The organism is Thalassovita litoralis (genome assembly GCF_900182725.1).
Taxonomy (GTDB): domain Bacteria; phylum Pseudomonadota; class Alphaproteobacteria; order Rhodobacterales; family Rhodobacteraceae; genus Thalassobius; species Thalassobius litoralis.
The window spans coordinates 65,728-86,144 of the sequence record NZ_FXTO01000004.1 but is presented as its reverse complement, the minus strand read 5'-3'; the positions used below and the strand labels follow the sequence as shown (position 1 = coordinate 86,144).

Genomic DNA, 20,417 nt, shown 5'->3' with positions numbered 1-20,417 from the left:
AGGGGAAGACATGCCACAGCGTCCTTATGTCATTGATGAAATGATCTCGGCCAAACAAATCGCCGCCCGGATCGAGGAACTGGCCGCCGAAATCGGGCGCGAATACGCAGACACCAATAAATTGGTCGTGGTGGGGCTGCTGCGGGGCAGTTTCGTTTTCATCGCGGATCTGGTGCGGGAACTGAACCTGCCGGTCGAGGTGGATTTTCTGGAAGCATCCTCTTACGGGAATTCCACCGAAAGCTCGCGCGAGGTGCGCATTCTGAAAGACCTGCGCGGCGAAATCGAAGGCCGTGATGTGCTGGTGGTCGAAGATATCGTCGATACCGGATACACCCTGTCGCACGTCCGCCACCTGCTTTCGGGGCGTCGCCCCCGCAAGCTGAAGATCATCGCGCTGCTGGACAAACCCGCCCGCCGCGAGGTGGACATCAAGGCCGACTGGATCGGCTTTTCCATCCCCGATGAATTTGTGGTGGGCTATGGCATCGACTTTGCCCAACGCAACCGCAACCTGCCCTTTATCGGTAAGGTCCGCTTTACCGAGGATGCCTGAGCCGTGCATTGGCTGCTGCGCATGGCCATGTGGGCGCGCAAGCCGCCCTCGGCCAGACGTGTTGTCTTAGTGCTGGTTGTCATCGCGCTGTGTCTGGGGCTGTATGTCATCGAACGCTGGATCGGCTGGCCCGATTGGCTGACGGCGCACAACCTGCCGCGCGGTGGCCCCACGCGCTGAACCGATCACGAAAAAGTCAAAACCGCAGCGATGACCGTTTGCATATATGCCTGTATCCTTTTGTATAGGATCATACCCAAGGAGTATTGCCAAATGACCCTTCGCGCCTTTCTGACGACCCTTACCCTGTCTGCCGTAGCCGCCACCGGCGCCTATGCACAGGATGACGCCGCCAAGGCCGCCATCAAGGCCCGGCAGGCCCAAATGGATTTATACGCCTTTAATCTGGGCGCTTTGGGTGCAATGGCCAAAGGGGCCGTGGCCTATGATGCCGATGCCGCATCGAAAGCAGCAGGCAATCTGGCAATGCTGACCAAGCTGGATCAATCCCGCATGTGGCCCGAAGGGTCCGATGACATGAGCGCCGACAACACCCGCGCCCTGCCCGCCATGTGGGAAAACATGGGCGATGTGATGGCCAAAGGCGGTGATCTGGCCAAGGCAGCCGCCGCGATGGAAGCCGCAGCCGGAAACGGGCTGGAATCCCTGCAAGCGGCAATGGGTCCGCTGGGGGGGGCCTGTGGTGCCTGCCACAAAGCCTATCGCGCACCTGAAAGCTAAGGCACGCCCATGCCCGGTAAAATCGTTACAACAGTGATCGGTCTGGCCGTTGCGGGCGGGGTGGCCGGTTGGTTTATCACCGCCCCGCAAACTGTGAATGCCGGGCTGTATAGCGGCCTGAACGGCAACGCCGAACACGGCAAGCTTGTCTTTGATGCGGCGGGGTGTGCGTCTTGCCACACTGCGCCAGACAGTAAACATGACGGCCCGCCGGTATTATCCGGCGGCCGCGCCTTCGCCAGTGATTTTGGCACGTTCTACGCGCCGAATATTTCACCCGATACAACGCATGGCATTGGGGCTTGGGGGCTGACCGATCTGGCAAATGCCATGATCAAAGGCACCTCGCCCGACGGCCAGCATTATTACCCGGCCTTCCCTTACACCACATATACCCATGCCGCGCCGCAGGATGTCACGGACCTGTTTGCCTATATGCAAACCCTGCCCACCGATCCGACCCCCAGCAAAGCGCATGATGTGAGTTTTCCATTCAATATCCGCCGATCTTTGGGCGGGTGGAAGGTGCTGTTTTTCTCGGATGACTGGATCGGGCCAGACACGACAGACCAAATCGCCCGTGGCCGCTATCTGGTCGAGGCATTGGGGCATTGCGCCGAATGCCATACCCCGCGTAACGCTTTGGGGCGTCTGGATAAATCTCGTTGGCTACAGGGTGCGCCAAACCCATCCGGGCGTGGCACTATCCCCGATATCACCCCCGCAAGCCTGACATGGTCGCAGGCCGATCTGGTGGAGTATTTCACCAGCGGTTTCACCCCCGACTATGACAGCGCCGGTGGTGAAATGGCCGATGTGGTTCAAAACCTGTCAAAACTGCCGAAAGAGGACAGGCAAGCCATCGCAGCCTATCTGAAAGCCCTGCCCTAAGCGCCCAAACGGCGCTTAGTTCATCCCCAGCTTCGCCAACCGGTTTTCCCGCAACCGCGCGAAATCATCCCCGGCATGATAGGATGACCGCGTCAGCGGCGTCGCGGAAACCATCAGGAACCCTTTGCCATAGGCCGCCTTTTCATAGGCTGCAAATTCATCGGGATGCACGAACCGATCAACCGCGTGGTGCTTTGGCGTGGGTTGCAGGTATTGGCCGATGGTCAGAAAATCAATCTCTGCCGCGCGCATGTCGTCCATCACCTGATGCACGGATTGCTTATCTTCGCCCAGCCCCACCATGATGCCGGATTTGGTAAACATGGTCGGGTCCAATTCTTTGACCCGTTGCAACAGTCGCAGCGAATGGAAATAGCGCGCACCGGGCCGAACCTCGGGGTACAACCCCGGCACGGTTTCCAGATTGTGATTAAACACATCCGGTTTGGCGGCCACCACGGTTTCCAGAACCGAAGGCGCACATTTCAGGAAATCGGGGGTCAGAATTTCAATCGTCGTCCCCGGCGAACGATGCCGCACCGCCCGGATGGTTTGCGCGAAATGTTCCGCCCCGCCATCTTCCAGATCGTCGCGGTCGACGCTGGTGATGACAACGTGTTTCAGCCCCAGCTTGGCCACCGCATCCGCCACCCGACCCGGTTCAAACGCATCCAACGATTGCGGTTTCCCGGTGGCAATATTGCAGAAGGTACAGCCGCGCGTGCAAATCTCCCCCATGATCATCATGGTGGCATGGCCCTGCGACCAGCATTCCCCCGCGTTCGGGCATCCCGCTTCTTCGCAGACCGTGACCAGCTTATTTTCGCGCATGATCTTGTGCGTCTGCTTATACCCATCAGACACAGGCGCTTTTACGCGAATCCAACTTGGCTTTTTAGGCTGCGCATTATCGGCGCGATGCGCTTTTTCCGGGTGCCGTTGCTCGGGGATCTTGAGGTCACGCACGTTGGTCATCCTGTTGTTTTGATCCCCTTACTATAAAGCTGACGCCTCGCAAACGCCAGCGGCGCAATACCGCATTGCGACAGGCGCATAACGGTGACGCTGCACAACAGCATAACCCCCTGTTCATTATGAACTTATCCCCACAACCATCGAAAAACATATGATTTTCTGAATACTGCGATGCAGAAATTTCACTTGGTATCAATCTGGAATCGTTTTAAATCACCCAAATAACGCACCAAAAGGAATCTACGAATGCAAGCTGGCCTGAAACTGCCCGATGTTACCTTTCGCACCCGTGTCCGCGACGAAGCCGTGGGTGGCCCTAACCCGTTCCGCTGGCAGGACATGACCACTGCGGATTATTTTGCAGGCAAACGCGTCATTCTGTTTTCGCTGCCCGGCGCCTTCACACCGACGTGTTCGACCTACCAATTGCCCGGCTTTGAAAAAATGGCGGATGAGTTCCGCGCCAAAGGCATTGATGACATCTACTGCATGTCGGTCAATGACAGCTTTGTGATGAACAAATGGGCGCAGGACCAAGGCCTGAACAACGTCAAAGTCATCCCCGATGGATCGGGCGAATTTACCCGCAAGGTCGGGATGCTGGTTGCCAAGGATAATCTGGGCTTTGGGATGCGCTCGTGGCGCTATGCGGCCATCGTGAATAACGGCATCGTCGAAGCATGGTTCGAAGAACCCGGTCGCGGCGACAACCACGGCGAAGATCCGTATGGCGAAAGCTCGCCGGAAAATCTGATGAAATATCTGGACGCCCAAAACGCTGCCGTCGCTGCGGAATAAGCGCCGCCTGATTTCAGACTTCAAAGGCCCGGACAGACTTTCGGGCCTTTCGCTGTTCCGGCTCTTTCTTGGCCCAAATATTCCGGGGTCCGGGGCAGCGCCCCGGCGTGTGCCACTTACGCCACGTCCGATTGCCGCAGCTCACCGATCAACGCTTGGCCGGTCTGCCGCAACACCCCTGCCAGATCGCTGAACCATCCATCATCAATGGACGATGCCCGCCGAACCAATCCGATGGTACGAAACGGTTCTGGCCCGGAAAATCGCATCAGTTGCATGTCGGGGGCAGCACGGCGTTCCGACAGGGCCGCCATTTCCGGCATCAGGGTCAATCCGAACCCTGCAGCCACCAAGCGCGATAATGTTGCCAGCGACGATGCCCCCATATTGATCTGAGCATTTTCCCGGTCACGCCCACAGACCTCCAGCGCTTGCTCTGTCAGACAATGGCCATCCTCCAACAAAAGCAGATGCCCCGGCTCCAACTCGGTCGGGCGTAGGGTTTCGGGATTACCTGCCGAGGTCAGCCGCGCCGCCGTCCCCGCTAGAAGAAACCGATCCTCGAACAGGGGCTCCTCGACCAGGCCGGGTTCCCCGGCGGGCAGCGCCATCACAGCCGCATCCAGCATCCCCGCCTTTAGCGCCTCGATCAGGCGCAGGGTTTTGCCTTCTTGGATCTGCACATCCAGATGGATGTCACCAGCCCGCAATGCCGCCAGCGCCCCCGGCAACAGATAAGGCGCGATGGTCGGGATCACCCCCAACGCCAGCCGCCCCGACAACCCGCCTTTCCACCGCGCGGCCTCTTCCAAAACACGCACGTCCTCCAGCACCTTACGGGTCTGTGCCAGAATACGGCGTCCGAACGGGGTTAGCAGCACATCGCGGGCCTGACGTTCGACCAACGCGCCCCCCAAGCTTGTTTCCAATTCCTTGATTTGCACGGACAGCGCAGGCTGAGAGATATGCACAGATTCAGCCGCCCGCCCGAAATTCCGGTGCTGAGCCAAGGCATTGAAGTAAGACAACTGGCGCAAGGTGATATTCATAACTCAAAATTATACCACCTAAAAGAAACTACAATTGGAATTTATCAATCAAACCGATCACAACCACCGCATCCCCACCACGGGGACGGTAGTTCCGGGCAGGTGCGGCCTGTGGATTGTCGGGGGACGTTCGGGAAACCGGACGTCCCTGTGGGCGTGTCATTGCGGGCAATCGTTTGCGCTGTATGCTGGACGCGCCAACCCTCAGGATATTTCATGACCACACGCCCCCGCCCGTCCCCGCTTTCCAGCCTGCGCGACTACCTGAAAGAGATCATTTATGGCGGAAATGACGGGATCGTCACGACCTTTGCCATTGTAGCCGGATTTGCCGGTGCCAATGCCGAAGGGGCCGCCCAGATCGGCGGTCTGGCTGTGCTGATCTTTGGCCTTGCGAACTTGTTCGCCGATGCCGTCAGCATGGGATTGGGGGAATTCCTATCGTCCCGATCCACGCAGGATTTATACCGCGTGCGCCGGGCGCAGCACATTCAACGGCTGACTGTCGCCCCCGAAGATGAAATCGCCATGATGCGGGAATTGCTGTGCGCCCGTGGCCTGCCGGGAACCGACGCCACCGAGGTGGCCAACCGCCTGAGCCACGCACCACAATTGATGGCCGAAATTCTGCTATGCCACAAACATGGTGTACATCCCCCAGAGGACGACAACCCGGCCCTGAACGGGATTGTTACCTTTTTGTCTTTCGTGGCTTTCGGTTGCTTGCCGCTACTGCCCTATTTTCTGGAAGAGGCATCAGAACGCAGCCTGTACTGGTCGGCCTTTGCCACGCTGTCCGCGCTAACGGCCCTTGGTCTGTTGCGCTGGCTGGCAACTGGCACCCGCCTACGCTTGGCTGTGCTGGAAACGGTCGGGGTGGGATCGCTTTGCGCCGGGGTGGCCTATGCCGTGGGGTGGCTGGTGGGCGGATAGGATCACCACCGCCCAACACCGCCGCTTAGCCAATCATCTGCCCGGACTGACCTTGTTCATCATAGTGACGGCGCAACCGTTGCAGGGCGATGCGCAGCACGATCTTGCCGGATCGCGCGGACCACCCCATACGCTTTTCCGTACTGGCCAGTCCTTCCAGATAGCAACAGCACCGCAGGGCAATATCCCCAAGCCCCGGCCCAAGATCCCGCAGTGCCGCCGCAACCCGATCCCGTGCCGCCGCAGGCCCGGCATCAACATCCCGCCCCCGCCCCGAACCAGACCTGTCGCGCCCGGTCAGAAAACGGTCCCAGTTTTGGGTAACGCTGGGACCGATCTGAGCCAGCTCAAAATCCTCACGCAGCCGCTCCCCTGCTGCAACCAAGGCATCGGACAGGAAGGGCTGCCCATCTTTATCGCGCCGCCGTGCCAGCAACATCAACGGCGAATCCGGTACACCGTAACGGGATCGCCCGGAACCTCGACGATCCTCTGTGCTGTCCCCCTGCCACCCCGAGGACGCCGGGGCAAAACCCGCCTGTGCTTCGGCAAATCCGCTTTGTGCGCGGTTTTCCATCCGGGCCATCAGCTCGGTCAACGCGGTGCGCCCTTCGGCCGTGATCACATAGCGCGAAATACGGCTCGGGGCCTTGCACGAAATCCAGCCTTTCAGCGCCATAGCCTGTGCAATTTCACGATCCACCACCGCCGTGCGTGTCGTGGTGCCGCTATCCGCATTATCACGCACGACAACGGCTTTTTCCATTTCCTGTGCCACCGCCAGAACCGCCCCGCATTCCGTCATGCGGCGCAAGATGCGATGAGCTTCTTTTTCAAATTGCTCGGTCTCGGTGGGAAGTGACATACGCAAAGGGGCGGTCATGGGGACTGTCTCCGTTTCCTTGGTCTGAGGCTTTTTCCGCAACCGCTGGAAATGCTCGCGGCTCAGGCGGCACAGCGCCTCATCCACCAGGTAATCCTCGCGGCGGTTTTCCAATTTTCGGATCTGTCGCAACACGGTAGACGCATGGCAGCCCGCCTGACGCGCAAGCGCCCGGATCGGCAGGCCGGTTTCCGTATGGGCCAGATACCGCAACGCATCCTCTGGCACCCATGACGGAAGGGACGAGGCACACAACTCGGACATCATACTACGGGGCATGTCGACTCCATTTAGGTCATTCATACTGTCCGGGATTTCCACGAATTTATCCCCAGAACAGGACGCAACCTACGCGTGTAATTGTTACCTGTTGGTTAACAGTTTCCGATTTATCAATAATTGTTTCCAAAAGGTGAACAACTCTCAAACATTGCGTTCGCCCCAACGGCCGGGAACGCAACACCCGAAAACATGTGCAATTCTGTTTCCCGTCAAAGCTGAAAAAGGATTTTGCCATGATGGACCTGCTAAGCCTGCTGACCACCATCCGCCGCCCCCGTTTGCTGATCCGGGCAGCCCGGTTCGGAGTTACCGAATATCGCCGCGACATTCATCTGCGCCGCATTCTGGGGGATGCCACCCTGCCACGCAGCGGCGCAGCGCTGGCCAAATTAATGGATCTGGAAACCGAACAGAACGACCTGCGCAAAGAAAATGCCGCGCGGTATTCCCCCACGCGGCATGTAGAATTATTGATCGCCATGATGGGCGAGGCACAGATTTTACGCAGCTCTTACAACGCCCGCGCCCAAAACCCAGTTAGCTGAATGCGTCCGGCATGGATGCTTTTTTCTGCGCAACATATGCGGCCAGCGCTTCGGCGGTGGCCGGGTCAATCGCGGGCTGCACATAATCGGCCAGCATCTTTTCAACCTTGACGGATGCCAGCGCCATCGTGTCACGCGCGCCATCCTCGGCCCAGGCTTCGTAGGGTTTGTAATCCAGAACGCCGGTGCGCCAGAACGCAGTTTTGAAATTCTCCTGCGTGTGGGCGCAACCCAGATAATGCCCACCGGGGCCGACCTCGCGGATCGCATCCATCGCTTGAGCGTTTTCATCCACGGGAATGCCCGCCGCCATTTTATGCAGCGTTCCCAACTGATCGGCATCCATCACGAATTTTTCGTAGGACGACACCAGTCCGCCCTCTAGCCAGCCACAGGCGTGCAGCATGAAGTTGACGCCAGACATCAGCCCCATGTTCAGCGAATTGGCGCTTTCATATCCGGCCTGTGCATCCGGCAACTTCGAGCCGGTAAACCCGCCCGAGGACCGATACGGCAGCCCCATGCGCCGCGCCAGTTGCCCCACACCATAGGTAATCTGCGCCGCTTCCGGGGTGCCAAAGGTGGGTGCGCCCGAATTCATGTCGATCGAGGTCACAAACGCCCCCATGATCACCGGCGCCCCTTTGCGCACCAACTGGCTATAGGCGATCCCTGCCAGCACCTCGGCCATGACCTGCGTCAACGTACCGGCAACAGACACCGGGGCCATCGCCCCGCCCACAATGAACGGGCTGATGATCGAGGCCTGATTGTTGCGGGCGTAGACCTCCAGGCTGCCCATCATCACATCGTCAAACGTCAGGGGCGAGTTGATGTTGATCAGCGATGTCATCACTGTGTTTTGCTGTACGAACTCCTTGCCAAACAGAATCTCGCACATATCCACGGAATCCTGTGCGCGGCTGGGTTCCGTCACCGATCCCATGAACGGCTTATCAGACAGGGTCATATGGGCATAGAGCATATCCAGATGGCGCTTGTTCACCGGAATATCCGTGGGTTCGCAAACCGTGCCGCCGGAATGGTGCAGCCATTTGGACATATAGCCCAGCTTCACGAAATTGCGGAAATCTTCCATCGTGGCATAGCGGCGTCCGCCTTTGGCGTCATGCACGAACGGCGGGCCATAAACCGGGGCCAGCACCAGATTGCGCCCGCCGATTGCCACCGTGCGCTCGGGGTTACGCGCGTGTTGCGTAAACGATGACGGCGCGGTTTTGCACAATTCCCGCGCCAATCCGCGCGGAATACGCACCCGTTCGCCATCCACATCGGCCCCGGCCTCGCGCCACAGCGCCAAGGCACCGGGGTTGTTGACGAAATTAACGCCGATTTCCTGTAGAATGGTTTCGGCGTTGGTTTCGATGATTTCCAGCGCCTCTTCGTTCAGCATCTCCAGATTGGGGATGTTGCGTTCGATGAAACGCGCGGTTTCAAAAGACACTGCGCTGCGCTCTGCCCGCCGGGCTGCCCCGCCGCCGCCTCTGGTCCGTCTGCGTACCGCCTGTTCGCTCATCCCTGATTCTCCTGGAATTGATGGTCAGGCTTCTTTTTACGATGTGCAGTTTGCCAATCTTGGATGGAATGCGGCCATTCCGGCGCAAAAGCGACCTTTGCCCGGTGCTGTGCGCCAATCTGCAACCTGCCCGGTATCCCTTGCGCCGTTTTGACGCAAAAGGGGGGTGACACATCACATTCTGATATGCAAATATCTTTAAACCGGAATACGGAATGCGAACAGGACACACATAAAAGGAAGCGCCAAGCCCCGGCGCAACAGGGGCGGATTCAATAAAACCGGGCGCATCAAGAGGAGAAGGATGCGCCACCAAGGGAGAGGAAATTTCATGAAAATCAAAACCTTGCGCCGCAACGCTGTTGCCGGCGCGATGGCCCTGCTTGGCCTGATGACAGCAGGCACAGCACAGGCGACTAACGGCTATTTCGCCAATGGCTATGGCGGCGGATCAAAGGGCATGGCCGGGTCTGGCGTGGCCGTTCCCACTGGCGTTCTGGGGCTGGCCCAGAACCCGGCGATGGGGATGAAAGTCGGCAATCAGGCCGGATTCTGCCTGACGTTATTCGCCCCGGATCGTGGTTTCGACGTGTCGGGCGCAGGCGGTCTGGCCCCCGGCAGCTATGACAGCCGCAATGACTTATTTGCGATCCCCTGCGGTGGGGTGAATTTCAAACTGAATGACCGCTCTGCCGTGGGCCTGTTCATGTTCGGCAATGGCGGCATGAACACGGAATACAGCAATAACGTATTCGTCCCCGGCTTCGGCGTCGCAGGCACCACCCCGCTGGGTGTGAATCTGGAACAGCTTTTCATCGCTGTGAACTATACCTATCAGGTGAATGATCAGCTTAGCATCGGCGCGGCCCCGGTCTTTGCCGTCCAAAGGTTCAGCGCGACCGGGTTGGAAAACTTCTCGGGCTTTTCAATGGACCCCGCCAGTTTGACAAATAACGGCGACGACTGGTCCACTGGCGGCGGTTTCAATCTGGGCTTGCTATATGAACCCAACGCCGCATGGAGCTTTGGGTTGGCCTATCGGTCGAAAATGCAGATGAGCAAATTCGACAAATACGCGGGATTGTTTGCCGAACAAGGCGATTTCGATATTCCCGCGGTGGCAACCATTGGCGCGGCCTATACGCCGCCATCTGCCCCGCAATGGACGATCAGCACGGAATATCAGCGGATTTTCTACAGCGATGTGGCATCCATTTCCAATTCCGGTGCCGTGATCTCTACCCCGTTTGGCGCAGACAACGGTCCCGGCTTTGGCTGGGGCGACATGGATGTGATCCGTCTGGCCGCTATTTATCGCTATTCAGATAAGCTGACGCTGCGTGGCGGCGTGTCCTATTCCAGCAAGTTCATCAAGAATGACGAAGCCTTGCTGAACATTCTGGCCCCGGCCACGCCGCAATGGCACATCTCGGTGGGTGCCAGCTACAAAATCAACGAGCGCTGGGGCATGACGGCCAGCTTCACCCATGTGCCGGATGCCGAAGTGACAGGCACAAACCCGTCCCTTGCACCGACCCAGCCCGTAACGCTGCGGATGAACCAGAATGAATTTGCCCTTGGCATGACTTATCGCTGGTAAACACCGTTAAAATGATGGCTCTGCGCCCGATCCCGCGCAGAGCCTCTTGCGCGGGAAACCGACCCGCCGTATTGGGCATACATGACCCAAGACACCCATGACCGCCTTCTTATCATCGACTTCGGCTCTCAGGTGACGCAGCTTATCGCGCGCCGCCTGCGCGAACTGAATGTCTATTGTGAAATCCACCCCTATCAGAACGTATCGGACGCCTTCCTGACCGAGTTCGCCCCCAAGGCGATCATCTTCTCGGGCGGGCCGGATTCCGTCACGCGCAAGGGCAGCCCCCGACCGCCGCAATCGGCCTATACGCTGGGCGTGCCGATTTTGGGTATCTGCTATGGCCAACAGGTCATGATGCAGGATCTTGGTGGCCGGATCGAAGCGGGCGAAAGCCACACCGCCGAATTCGGGCGGGCCTATGTCACCGCCACGGACATGCACACCGATTTCTTCAATGGCTGGTTCATGGACCCGACGGGCAAAGAACAAGTCTGGATGTCGCACGGCGATCACGTTGCAGAACTGGCACCGGGGTTTCAGGTGTTCGGCACCTCGCCCGGCGCACCGTTTGCTATGGTCGCCGATCTGGAGCGCCGTTTCTACGCGGTACAATTCCACCCCGAAGTACACCACACCCCCAACGGTGCCACGCTGTATGAAAACTTCATCAAGCTGGCCGGTTTCAGCGGTGACTGGACAATGGGTGCCTACCGCGAGGAAATGATCCAGAAAATCCGCGAACAAGTTGGCGACAAACAGGTGATCTGCGGCCTGTCAGGCGGGGTGGACAGCTCTGTCACCGCAATCCTGCTGCACGAAGCGATCGGCGATCAGTTGACCTGTGTTTTCGTGGACCACGGTTTGTTGCGTCTGAACGAGGCCGAGCAGGTCGTTCAGATGTTCCGCGAAAATTATAACCTGAAGCTGATCCACGCCGACGAAAGCGATCTGTTCTTGGGTGAACTGGAAGGTGTTTCCGACCCGGAAACAAAGCGCAAAACAATTGGCAAATTGTTCATCGACGTATTCCAGAAATACGCCAGCGAAATCAAAGATGCCGAATTTTTGGCCCAAGGTACGCTGTACCCCGATGTCATTGAATCGGTGTCCTTCAGCGGCGGGCCGTCGGTCACGATCAAATCGCACCACAATGTCGGTGGCCTGCCGGAAAAGATGGGCCTGAAACTGGTGGAACCGCTGCGCGAACTGTTCAAGGACGAGGTTCGTGCCTTGGGTCACGAACTGGGCCTGCCCGCCAGCTTCATCGGGCGCCACCCCTTCCCCGGTCCGGGTTTGGCGATCCGCTGCCCCGGTGAAATCACCCGCGACAAGCTGGAAATCCTGCGCAAGGCGGATGCGGTTTATATCGACCAAATTCGCAAACACGGGCTGTATGATGACATCTGGCAGGCCTTCGCGGCGATTCTGCCGATGCGCACCGTGGGGGTCATGGGCGACGGGCGGACCTATGATTACGCGCTGGCATTGCGGGCAGTGACCTCGGTCGATGGGATGACGGCGGATTATTATCCGTTCACGCATGACTTCCTTGGGGAAACCTCGACCCGGATCATCAACGAGGTGAAGGGCGTGAACCGTGTGTTCTATGACTGCACCTCGAAACCGCCGGGAACGATCGAACTGGAATAAGCCGCCTGCGGCGCGCGGGTCGAGGGGGCGCTGCCCCCTCGGTTGAAAATCTAAGATTTCCAACCTTCACCCCCGGAATATTTCCCCCAAGAAAGAACGGACGCAACGATGGACCCGCGGGCAAATGTATTCAATGCAGCGCTGTGGATGATCGGTGCGATTGCCTCATTCACCGCGATGGCCATTGCCGGGCGGGCTGTCAGCTTTGAGCTGGATACGTTCGAAATCATGATGTACCGCAGCTTTGTGGGCGTGGTGATCGTGCTGGTGGTGTCCGGGGTGGCAGGAACCTGGGGGCAGATCACGCGGCGCAATCTGGGTTTGCATCTGGTTCGGAACCTGTCGCATTTCGCCGGGCAAAACCTGTGGTTCTATTCCATCACCGTCATCCCGCTGGCGCAGGTCTTTGCGCTGGAGTTCACCTCGCCCCTGTGGGTAATCGTTTTGTCGCCACTGGTGCTGGGCGAACGGCTAACGCCAGTGCGGGCGCTGGCCGCCGTCATCGGATTTATCGGGATTCTGATCGTCGCCCGCCCCACCCCCGAAACCCTGCAATTCGGACAGGTCACGGCGGCGCTGGCCGCGATTGGGTTCGCCGGGTCGGCCATTTTCACCCGCAAGCTGACGCGGACTGAAACCATCACCTGCATTCTGTTTTATCTGACGGTCATGCAAGCCGTTTTCGGCCTGATCTGCGCCGGGTACGATGGCGATATTGCACTGCCTTCGGCGGCGTCGCTGCCCTGGCTGGCGCTGATCGGCTGCGCCGGTCTGGTGGCGCATTTCTGCCTGACCACAGCATTGGGGCTGGCCCCGGCAACGGTGGTCATGCCGATAGATTTCACCCGCCTGCCGCTGATCGCGCTGGTGGGCATGGCCCTGTATGGCGAGGCGCTGGATCTGTGGATCATCATCGGCGCGCTGGTGATTTTCGGGGGCAACTACCTGAACATCTGGGCCGAAACCCGCAAGCGGGTGTGATCCCTACCACACGGATCATCCGACGTAGCCAAACGCCCATCCCCACATTCCGCAGCTTTCGGATTGGCGGGCCTGTGAACCGCTTCTAATGTCGCGCCATGATGACACAGAAATCCATTGCCCCGCGTGCCTGGGCCGAGTTGACCTTGCTGGCCCTGATCTGGGGCGGCAGTTTTTTGTCCAATGCGGTGATCCTGCGGGACTATGGGCCGATGTGGACCGTGGCGTTGCGGGTGTTGATCGCGGCGCTGGTGTTGTGGGGGTATGTGGCGTGGCGGGGCATTGCGGTGCCACGGCAGGCGCGGGTTTGGGGGGCGTTTCTGATTATGGGACTGCTGAACAATGCCATTCCGTTCACCCTGATCACATGGGGGCAGCAGCATATCAGTTCCGGTCTGGCCTCGATCCTGAATGCGGTGACGGCGGTGTTTGGGGTGCTGATCGCGGCACTGGTGTTTTCAGACGAACGCCTGACCGCGAACAAGCTGTGGGGCGTTGCGCTGGGATTTAGCGGGGCAACGGTGATTATCGGGCTGTCCGCGCTGAAACAGTTGAACCTTGCATCCGCCGGACAGTTGGCAGTTCTGGGGGCCGCGCTGTCGTATGCCTTGGCCGGGGCGTGGGCGCGTAAAACATTGGGCGGGCAAACGCCGCAACTGGCCGCGGCGGGGATGTTGACCGGGTCGACGCTGATCATGGTGCCACTGGCACTGTGGACCGAGGGCGCAGCGCATCTGCCCACCCTGCCCCAGACATGGGCCGCACTGGGGTATCTGGCGCTGGTCGCCACGGCAGGGGCCTACCTGTTGTATTACCGGGTTCTGGGCATGGCGGGATCGGGGAACCTGATGCTGGTGACGCTGATGGTCGCGCCTTTTGCGATCCTGCTGGGCGCGATCGCGCTGCAAGAGGTGCTGCCGCCACGGGCCTATGGTGGGTTTGCCCTACTGGCGGCGGGGCTGATCGTGATTGACGGGCGGGTACTGCGCAAGCTGCGCACCCGGCGCATCCGCAATAGGGTTTGACCCCCCCGCCCTGCACGGCTAGGAGTTTGCGGCGCAAGGGGAAGTTCGATGATCTACGATACCGCAAAAGACTGGCTGGCCGCGCCGAAAAAGAAAGTGCTGTTTTTCGGCATGTCCGGGCTGGGCAAAACCCATATTTCGAACATGCTGCGCGATCAGGGGGATTGGTTTCACTACTCGATCGACTATCGGATCGGCACCCGCTACATGGGCGAATATATCGCCGATAACGCCAAGCGCGAGGCGATGAAAGTGCCGTTCCTGCGCGATTTGTTGATGTCGGATTCGATCTATATCGGATCGAACATCACCTTTCATAACCTGACCCCTGTGTCGTCCTATTTGGGCAAACCCGGTAATCCGGCTAAGGGTGGGCTGGACTATGTGGAATATACCCGCCGTCAGGAACAATTCCGGCAGGCCGAGATCAAGGCCCTGCTGGACACGCCCTATTTCATCGACCGGGCCGAAGCGTTGTACAATTATCCGCATTTCATCTGCGATACGGGCGGGTCGATTTGTGAATGGGTCAACCCCGTCGATCCCGATGATCTGGTGCTGAAAACCCTGTCGGACCATACGCTGATGGTGTGGATCAAAGGCGATGATGCCCATACCGCCGAACTGATCCGCCGCTTTGACAAGGCACCCAAGCCGATGTCCTATCAGGGGGCATTCCTGACCCGCGTCTGGGACGAATACCTAAACCGCCACGATGGCGATGAAACCCGTGTGGACCCCGATGCGTTTATCCGCTGGACATATGCACAGGCGTTGGCACACCGGCAGCCCCGCTATGACGCGATGGCCCGGAACTGGGGTGTGACCGTGACCGCCGATGAAATCGCACAGGTCAAAACCGCCGATGATTTTGATACCCTGATTGCCGCCGCGCTTGAGCGGCGCTGATCCCCGCCCTATCTGATCCTTTTACCTTCGGAGCCTGAGAACCATGCCCATCAAACTGCCTCGTGATCTGCCTGCCTATAACGTGCTGACGCAAGAAGGCGTGATGGTCATGTCCGAGGAGATGGCCGCCCATCAGGACATTCGCCCGCTGCGGATTGGGTTGCTGAACCTGATGCCAAAGAAGATTCAGACCGAAAATCAGTTCGCCCGGCTGATCGGCGCCACGCCCTTGCAGATCGAATTTTCGCTGATCCGCATGAGCGAACATGAATCGAAAAACACCGGGGCCGACCATCTGGAAAGCTTTTACCGCCCGTTTTCCGAGGTGAAGGCCAGCGGCGAAAAATTCGACGGGCTGATCATCACCGGCGCCCCGATCGAACACCTGCCGTTCGAGGACGTGACCTATTGGGACGAGCTGAAACAGGTGTTCGACTGGACCCAAACCCATGTGCATTCCACCTTTGGCGTGTGCTGGGGTGGCATGGCGATGATCCACTATTTCCACAACGTCCATAAATACGTTCTGGATAAGAAACTGTTCGGCTGTTATCGCCACATGAACTTTGCCCCGCAAAGCCCTTATTTGCGTGGATTTTCTGATGATCTGATTATGCCCGTCAGCCGTTGGACGGAAATGCGCCGTGACGAGATCGAAGCCGCTGGCCTGCCGATCCTGCTGCATTCCGATGTGGTTGGCCCCGCGCTGGTCGAAGACCCGGCGCATCGGGCAATCTATATCTTCAACCATCTGGAATATGACAGCGGCACGCTGAACGAGGAATATCAGCGTGATCTGGCCAGCAACCAGATCGAAGGCGCGGAAATTCAGTTACCGTTGAACTATTTCCCCGATAACGACCCCAGCAAACAGCCGCAGAACCGTTGGCGCAGCCATGCGCATTTGCTGTATGGCAACTGGATTTCAGAAATCTATCTGACCACGCCTTATGATATGGATCAGATCGGCAGCGCCTCGACCGACTGGCGGAAATAAGGCGCGCGGATGTCCTTGCTGGGGATGATAGGCACATCACTGGGCCTGTTTGGTCTGGCGCATGGCCTGACGCATCTGCGTGCCGAACGGCATGAACGCCGGGCCGAGGCCGCATTTCCCCCCGAGGGGCAGTTTCTGACCGTGCAGGGCCACCGCATTCATGCGGTGGTCTTGGGCGCTGGTCCTGATCTGGTGCTGATCCACGGCGCTTCGGGCAATACCCGCGACTTCACACATGATCTGGCGCATCAACTGGCCGCGCGGTATCGCGTGATCGTGTTTGATCGCCCCGGATTGGGATATTCCGATCCCGTGAACCGCCGGGGGGCTACGATCTGGCAACAGGCGGAAATACTGGCCGAGGCGGCGATGCAACTGGGGGCGCAACGGCCCGTGGTGCTGGGGCAATCCTATGGCGGGGCAGTCGCGCTGGCTTGGGCCGTTTATTGCCCCGCCAATATCGCCGCGCTGGTGTTGCTGTCGGCAGCATCGCAAATATGGGACGGCGGTTTGGATCGGTATTACCGCACGCTGTCGCATCCGATCCTTGGGCCTTTGGCCGCCCCCTATTTGACCGCCTTTGTCCCTGAAGCGCGCGTGACCCGCGAATTAGAATCCATCTTTACCCCGCAACACCCCCCCAAAGGGTATAACCATCATATCGGCGCAGGTCTGACGCTGCGCCGCGCCAGTTTGCGGGCCAATGCGCTGCAACGCGCCAATCTGAAACAGGAAATTCGCGCGCAGGTGCCGCACTATCCGCAGATCAGCGTTCCGGTGGAAATCCTGCATGGCGATGCCGATACGATTGTGGGGCTGCATATCCATTCCGAACCACTGACCCGGCAAATCCCAAACGCCCATCTGACCACCCTGCCCGGCATTGGCCACACCCCGCAGCATAACGCCAAACCACAGGTTATGGCCGCCATTGATCGCGCAACGACACGGGCCGGGCTGCAACAGCCGGATTGAACAAACCGCCCCGCATCGCCATATTACTTTGAAAACAAATGGAGAAGCCCATGCAGCTGCCCTTTGACGGTGCCATCAGTGCGTTTTATGAAAATGACGCCCCGAAAGAGGTGCGCGATGCGATCAAACGCGCGGAAAAGGGCGATATTCTGAACCCGGATTATCCCCATTCCGAACGTCTGGCCAGCAAGCCCTATGACAAGGACATGAAGAAGCTTCAGGTGGAACTGGCCAAGCTGCAAGCCTGGGCCAAAACCTCGGGGACGCGGATTGCAATGGTCTTCGAAGGCCGCGATGCCGCTGGCAAGGGCGGCACGATCAAGCGGTTTCGTGAAAACATGAATCCACGCGGCGCGCGGTTGGTGGCGCTGTCGAAACCGTCAGACACCGAACAAACCCAATGGTATTTCCAACGCTATATTGACCATCTGCCCGCTGGCGGTGAAATCGTGTTCTATGATCGGTCATGGTATAACCGTGGCGTGGTGGAACATGTGTTTGGCTTCTGTTCCGATGCACAACGCGAACATTTCTTTGCGCAGGTGACAGATTTTGAAAAAATGCTGGTGGATGAAGGGATTATCCTGTTCAAATTCTGGCTGAACGTAGGCCGAGCCGAGCAGCTAAAGCGGTTTCTGGACCGCGAACAAGACCCGCTGAAACAATGGAAGCTAAGCCAGATAGATGTGGACGGGCTGCGCAAATGGGATGCCTACAGCACTGCAATCCGCGAAACGCTGGACCGATCCCACAGCGATGCCGCCCCGTGGACCATCGTCCGGTCCGATGACAAAAAACGCGCCCGTCTGGCCGCGATCCGCCATGTGCTGCACGCTATCGACTATGACCGCAAGGACGATAAGGCCATTGGCGGATGCGATTCCCTGATCTGTGGCGGCCCGGACCTGTGGGATGCCTAAAAAACGTGGATATCATCACGGCAACCTGCGGCAGGCGCTGGTCGAGGCCGCGCTGGACCTGATCGAAGCCAAAGGCCCGACCGGGTTCACCCTGTCCGAAGCGGCGAAACAGGCGGGCGTGACCCCTGCGGCTGTTTATCGCCACTTCGAGGGGCGCGAGGATCTGATCGCCGAAGCCGCCCGGCAGGGATACGCGATTTTCGCGGACGTGATGCAATACGCCTATGACACCGGGCAACCATCGGCCTTGGCCGCGTTCGAGGCAACCGGACGCGCCTATCTGGCCTTTGCACGCAAACACCCCGGTCACTATATCGCAATGTTCGAATCCGGGATTTCGGTGAACCGCACCCCGGAATTGGCAGCCATCGCGCAAAAGGCGCGTGGAGTGCTGGAAAAGGCGGCCAGCGACCTGTCACAGCACATCCCGCCCGAAAAGCGCCCCCCCGCCAGCATGTTTTCCGCCCATATCTGGGCGATGAGCCACGGTGTTGTGGAACTTTACGCCCGTAATTCCCCCGGCACCCAATCGCCCTTTTCCCCCGAAGACCTGCTGGAAAGCGGAATCGGTATCTATTTGCGGGGACTGGGGTTGGTGCCTGCGGACAGTGCATCATAGCATTGCCGCCCATCCCTTAGACATCACAGCATTAAATCAGCATCATATTTAAGCAGGTCAAGAATGCTGTCCCTGTTGCCATTGTGCAGCATTTACTAATTCCGCATCGCAGCATCACATATTTATGACGACTGGGCGGGACAATGGCGAGAAGACAGAGTAAAAGACTCGGGCTTCGACCCCTTACCCAAACGGACCGGCCTCTTCTGCCGGGAACGGACTAGGCAACAGTCGGGCATAAAATAACGATATACGGAAAGAAGGGACAACGTATGTTCACCCCCAAAAACCTTTGCGCAGCCACCGCGCTGTGCCTTCTGCCGATGGGCGCTTATGCAGGATCGGTAGAACTGTCCGGCGGCCTTGCGGCCAGCCTGTATTTTGACAAAGATCTGGACCACACCAGCGAAACCGTCGAAGGCTATGTCGAAGCCGCCTATGGTGGCCTGTATGGCGGTATCTGGATCGGCTCTTTGGACGATCCAGCCGATGATGTGGAATACGACTTGTACATCGGTTACGCAGGCGATGTGAACGACAACTTCAGCTACGATGTCTATGTCACCGGCTACTGGGGCGACGACAGCGGTTACTGGACGTATGACGTAACCACCGACCTGACCTATGCGTTCAGCGATTCTGTTGCAGCCACCTACGAACTGATCTGGGACCCGGATGCCGACACGTTCGACAACAGCATCGCTGTGGAATTTGCCGTCAACGACAAATGGACCATCACCCCGCTGGTCGGGATTGACGGCGCAGACGATACCTATGGCGAACTGTCCTTCCTTTACGGTCTGACCGACGAGGTATCCTTCGAAGTGCTGTTCGAAGATTCCGAAAGCGCATCGCCGATGATCACCTTCACGGCTTACTACGATTTCTCGATCGCAGGCTAAGAATACAGGCAGCGCCGTTCCAATCCGGCGTCAGAAGGCGGGCTTCCTCGGGGTCCGCCTTTTTATGTGGCTACGGAGATCGACCAGCCAACCCCCGCCACAACACACAAAAAAGGCCGCCCAAAGGCGGCCTTTTCCGTATTCCATAAAGCGAAAATTAACGCTTCGAGAACTGGAACGAACGGCGGGCTTTGGCCTTACCGTATTTTTTACGTTCCACAACGCGGCTGTCGCGGGTCAGGAAGCCAGCGGCTTTCAGTGCGCCACGCAGCGACGGATCGTACAGTTGCAGGGCTTTCGAGATACCGTGCTTCACGGCACCGGCCTGACCGGACAGACCGCCGCCTTTGACGGTGGCAACAACGTCGAACTGATCTTCGACGCCAGCCACGGTGAACGGCTGACGCAGGATCATTTGCAGCACCGGACGCGCAAAGTAGACATTCATCTCTTTGCCGTTCACGGATACTTTGCCCGAACCCGGCTTGATCCAAACGCGGGCAACAGCGTCTTTACGCTTGCCGGTGGCGTAGGAACGGCCCAGTTCGTCACGAACGGGTTCACGGGGGGCTTCAACTTCGACCACAGCAGCGGCACCGGTTGCTGCGCCCAGCTCTTCCAGCGAATTGATTTGATCGGCCATTTA

Annotated in this window: 22 protein-coding genes; 17 read left to right on the top strand and 5 right to left on the bottom strand. The window is 58.6% G+C overall.

The annotated features are described in order from the left end of the window. Window positions 1–10 precede the first annotated feature (10 nt). The 4 genes from hpt to FN828_RS05290 all read left to right on the top strand — a co-directional run bounded on the left by hpt (window position 11) and on the right by FN828_RS05290 (window position 2,188). Window positions 11–556 carry a hypoxanthine phosphoribosyltransferase gene (hpt, locus tag FN828_RS05300; protein ID WP_142492357.1) on the top strand — a complete coding sequence of 182 codons (546 nt, stop codon included), beginning with the start codon at window positions 11–13 and terminating at the stop codon, window positions 554–556. Between the two features lie 3 nt (window positions 557–559). Continuing rightward, window positions 560–736, top strand: a complete 177-nt coding sequence (locus FN828_RS20455; protein ID WP_185958947.1) for a hypothetical protein — start codon at window positions 560–562, stop codon at window positions 734–736. Between the two features lie 93 nt (window positions 737–829). Next, the gene (locus FN828_RS05295) at window positions 830–1,297 is read left to right on the top strand and encodes a c-type cytochrome (protein WP_142492356.1); all 468 of its coding nucleotides are present in this window, start codon (window positions 830–832) and stop codon (window positions 1,295–1,297) included. A 9-nt stretch (window positions 1,298–1,306) separates the two neighbouring features. Beyond that, complete coding sequence (locus FN828_RS05290; RefSeq protein ID WP_142492355.1) at window positions 1,307–2,188, top strand: c-type cytochrome; 882 nt, start codon at window positions 1,307–1,309, stop codon at window positions 2,186–2,188. A gap of 15 nt (window positions 2,189–2,203) precedes the next feature. On the opposite strand, the gene lipA is transcribed toward FN828_RS05290, so the two are convergent. After that, entirely contained in the window at window positions 2,204–3,154 is a 951-nt protein-coding gene (gene lipA / locus FN828_RS05285) for a lipoyl synthase (RefSeq protein WP_142492354.1), read from the bottom strand. A 255-nt stretch (window positions 3,155–3,409) separates the two neighbouring features. On the opposite strand from lipA, the gene FN828_RS05280 reads away from it, so the two are divergent. Further along, a complete protein-coding gene (locus FN828_RS05280; protein WP_142492353.1) occupies window positions 3,410–3,961 on the top strand; it encodes a peroxiredoxin in 552 nt (183 codons plus the stop codon). Window positions 3,962–4,077: 116 nt separating this feature from the next. Here FN828_RS05280 and FN828_RS05275 read toward each other — a convergent pair whose 3' ends face one another. Beyond that, window positions 4,078–5,010, bottom strand: coding sequence for a LysR substrate-binding domain-containing protein (locus FN828_RS05275; protein ID WP_142492352.1), 933 nt, complete (start codon window positions 5,008–5,010; stop codon window positions 4,078–4,080). Between the two features lie 216 nt (window positions 5,011–5,226). Here FN828_RS05275 and FN828_RS05270 point away from each other — a divergent pair, with 216 nt between their 5' ends. Next, window positions 5,227–5,943 carry a VIT1/CCC1 transporter family protein gene (locus tag FN828_RS05270; protein WP_142492351.1) on the top strand — a complete coding sequence of 239 codons (717 nt, stop codon included), beginning with the start codon at window positions 5,227–5,229 and terminating at the stop codon, window positions 5,941–5,943. A 25-nt stretch (window positions 5,944–5,968) separates the two neighbouring features. Here FN828_RS05270 and FN828_RS05265 read toward each other — a convergent pair whose 3' ends face one another. Beyond that, on the bottom strand, window positions 5,969–7,105 hold the full coding sequence (locus FN828_RS05265) for a DUF6456 domain-containing protein (RefSeq protein ID WP_235891409.1): 1,137 nt from the start codon (window positions 7,103–7,105) through the stop codon (window positions 5,969–5,971). A gap of 236 nt (window positions 7,106–7,341) precedes the next feature. Here FN828_RS05265 and FN828_RS05260 point away from each other — a divergent pair, with 236 nt between their 5' ends. Beyond that, entirely contained in the window at window positions 7,342–7,653 is a 312-nt protein-coding gene (locus FN828_RS05260) for a DUF6477 family protein (RefSeq protein WP_142492350.1), read from the top strand. Here the strand turns inward: FN828_RS05260 and FN828_RS05255 are convergent. Further along, window positions 7,646–9,190: a trimethylamine methyltransferase family protein gene (locus FN828_RS05255; protein ID WP_142492349.1), complete on the bottom strand. Its 1,545-nt coding sequence runs from the start codon at window positions 9,188–9,190 to the stop codon at window positions 7,646–7,648. The two genes, FN828_RS05260 and FN828_RS05255, sit on opposite strands and share 8 nt — an antisense overlap. Window positions 9,191–9,521: 331 nt before the next feature. On the opposite strand from FN828_RS05255, the gene FN828_RS05250 reads away from it, so the two are divergent. The 10 genes from FN828_RS05250 to FN828_RS05205 all read left to right on the top strand — a co-directional run bounded on the left by FN828_RS05250 (window position 9,522) and on the right by FN828_RS05205 (window position 19,771). Further along, window positions 9,522–10,790, top strand: coding sequence for an OmpP1/FadL family transporter (locus FN828_RS05250; protein WP_185958939.1), 1,269 nt, complete (start codon window positions 9,522–9,524; stop codon window positions 10,788–10,790). An 81-nt stretch (window positions 10,791–10,871) separates the two neighbouring features. After that, a complete protein-coding gene (gene guaA / locus FN828_RS05245) occupies window positions 10,872–12,443 on the top strand; it encodes a glutamine-hydrolyzing GMP synthase (protein WP_142492347.1) in 1,572 nt (523 codons plus the stop codon). 108 nt (window positions 12,444–12,551) lie between these two features. Beyond that, entirely contained in the window at window positions 12,552–13,424 is an 873-nt protein-coding gene (locus FN828_RS05240) for a DMT family transporter (RefSeq protein ID WP_235891408.1), read from the top strand. 98 nt (window positions 13,425–13,522) lie between these two features. Then, window positions 13,523–14,449 carry a DMT family transporter gene (locus tag FN828_RS05235; protein WP_456243321.1) on the top strand — a complete coding sequence of 309 codons (927 nt, stop codon included), beginning with the start codon at window positions 13,523–13,525 and terminating at the stop codon, window positions 14,447–14,449. Window positions 14,450–14,497: 48 nt separating this feature from the next. Then, complete coding sequence (locus FN828_RS05230) at window positions 14,498–15,358, top strand: ATPase (RefSeq protein ID WP_142492346.1); 861 nt, start codon at window positions 14,498–14,500, stop codon at window positions 15,356–15,358. Between the two features lie 43 nt (window positions 15,359–15,401). Further along, on the top strand, window positions 15,402–16,355 hold the full coding sequence (locus FN828_RS05225; protein ID WP_142492345.1) for a homoserine O-succinyltransferase: 954 nt from the start codon (window positions 15,402–15,404) through the stop codon (window positions 16,353–16,355). Window positions 16,356–16,364: 9 nt separating this feature from the next. Continuing rightward, window positions 16,365–17,330 (top strand): alpha/beta fold hydrolase, encoded by a 966-nt coding sequence (locus tag FN828_RS05220; RefSeq protein ID WP_235891407.1) that lies wholly within the window; start codon window positions 16,365–16,367, stop codon window positions 17,328–17,330. Window positions 17,331–17,380: 50 nt separating this feature from the next. Further along, complete coding sequence (gene ppk2, locus FN828_RS05215; RefSeq protein WP_142492344.1) at window positions 17,381–18,250, top strand: polyphosphate kinase 2; 870 nt, start codon at window positions 17,381–17,383, stop codon at window positions 18,248–18,250. Continuing rightward, window positions 18,243–18,869 (top strand): TetR/AcrR family transcriptional regulator, encoded by a 627-nt coding sequence (locus FN828_RS05210; RefSeq protein WP_142492343.1) that lies wholly within the window; start codon window positions 18,243–18,245, stop codon window positions 18,867–18,869. Before ppk2 ends, FN828_RS05210 begins: the two co-directional genes overlap by 8 nt. Before the next feature lie 272 nt (window positions 18,870–19,141). Then, window positions 19,142–19,771, top strand: a complete 630-nt coding sequence (locus tag FN828_RS05205; protein WP_142492342.1) for a TorF family putative porin — start codon at window positions 19,142–19,144, stop codon at window positions 19,769–19,771. Window positions 19,772–19,928: 157 nt separating this feature from the next. Here the strand turns inward: FN828_RS05205 and rpsI are convergent, their stop codons facing one another. Next, window positions 19,929–20,414, bottom strand: coding sequence for a 30S ribosomal protein S9 (gene rpsI, locus FN828_RS05200; protein ID WP_142492341.1), 486 nt, complete (start codon window positions 20,412–20,414; stop codon window positions 19,929–19,931). Window positions 20,415–20,417 lie beyond the last annotated feature (3 nt).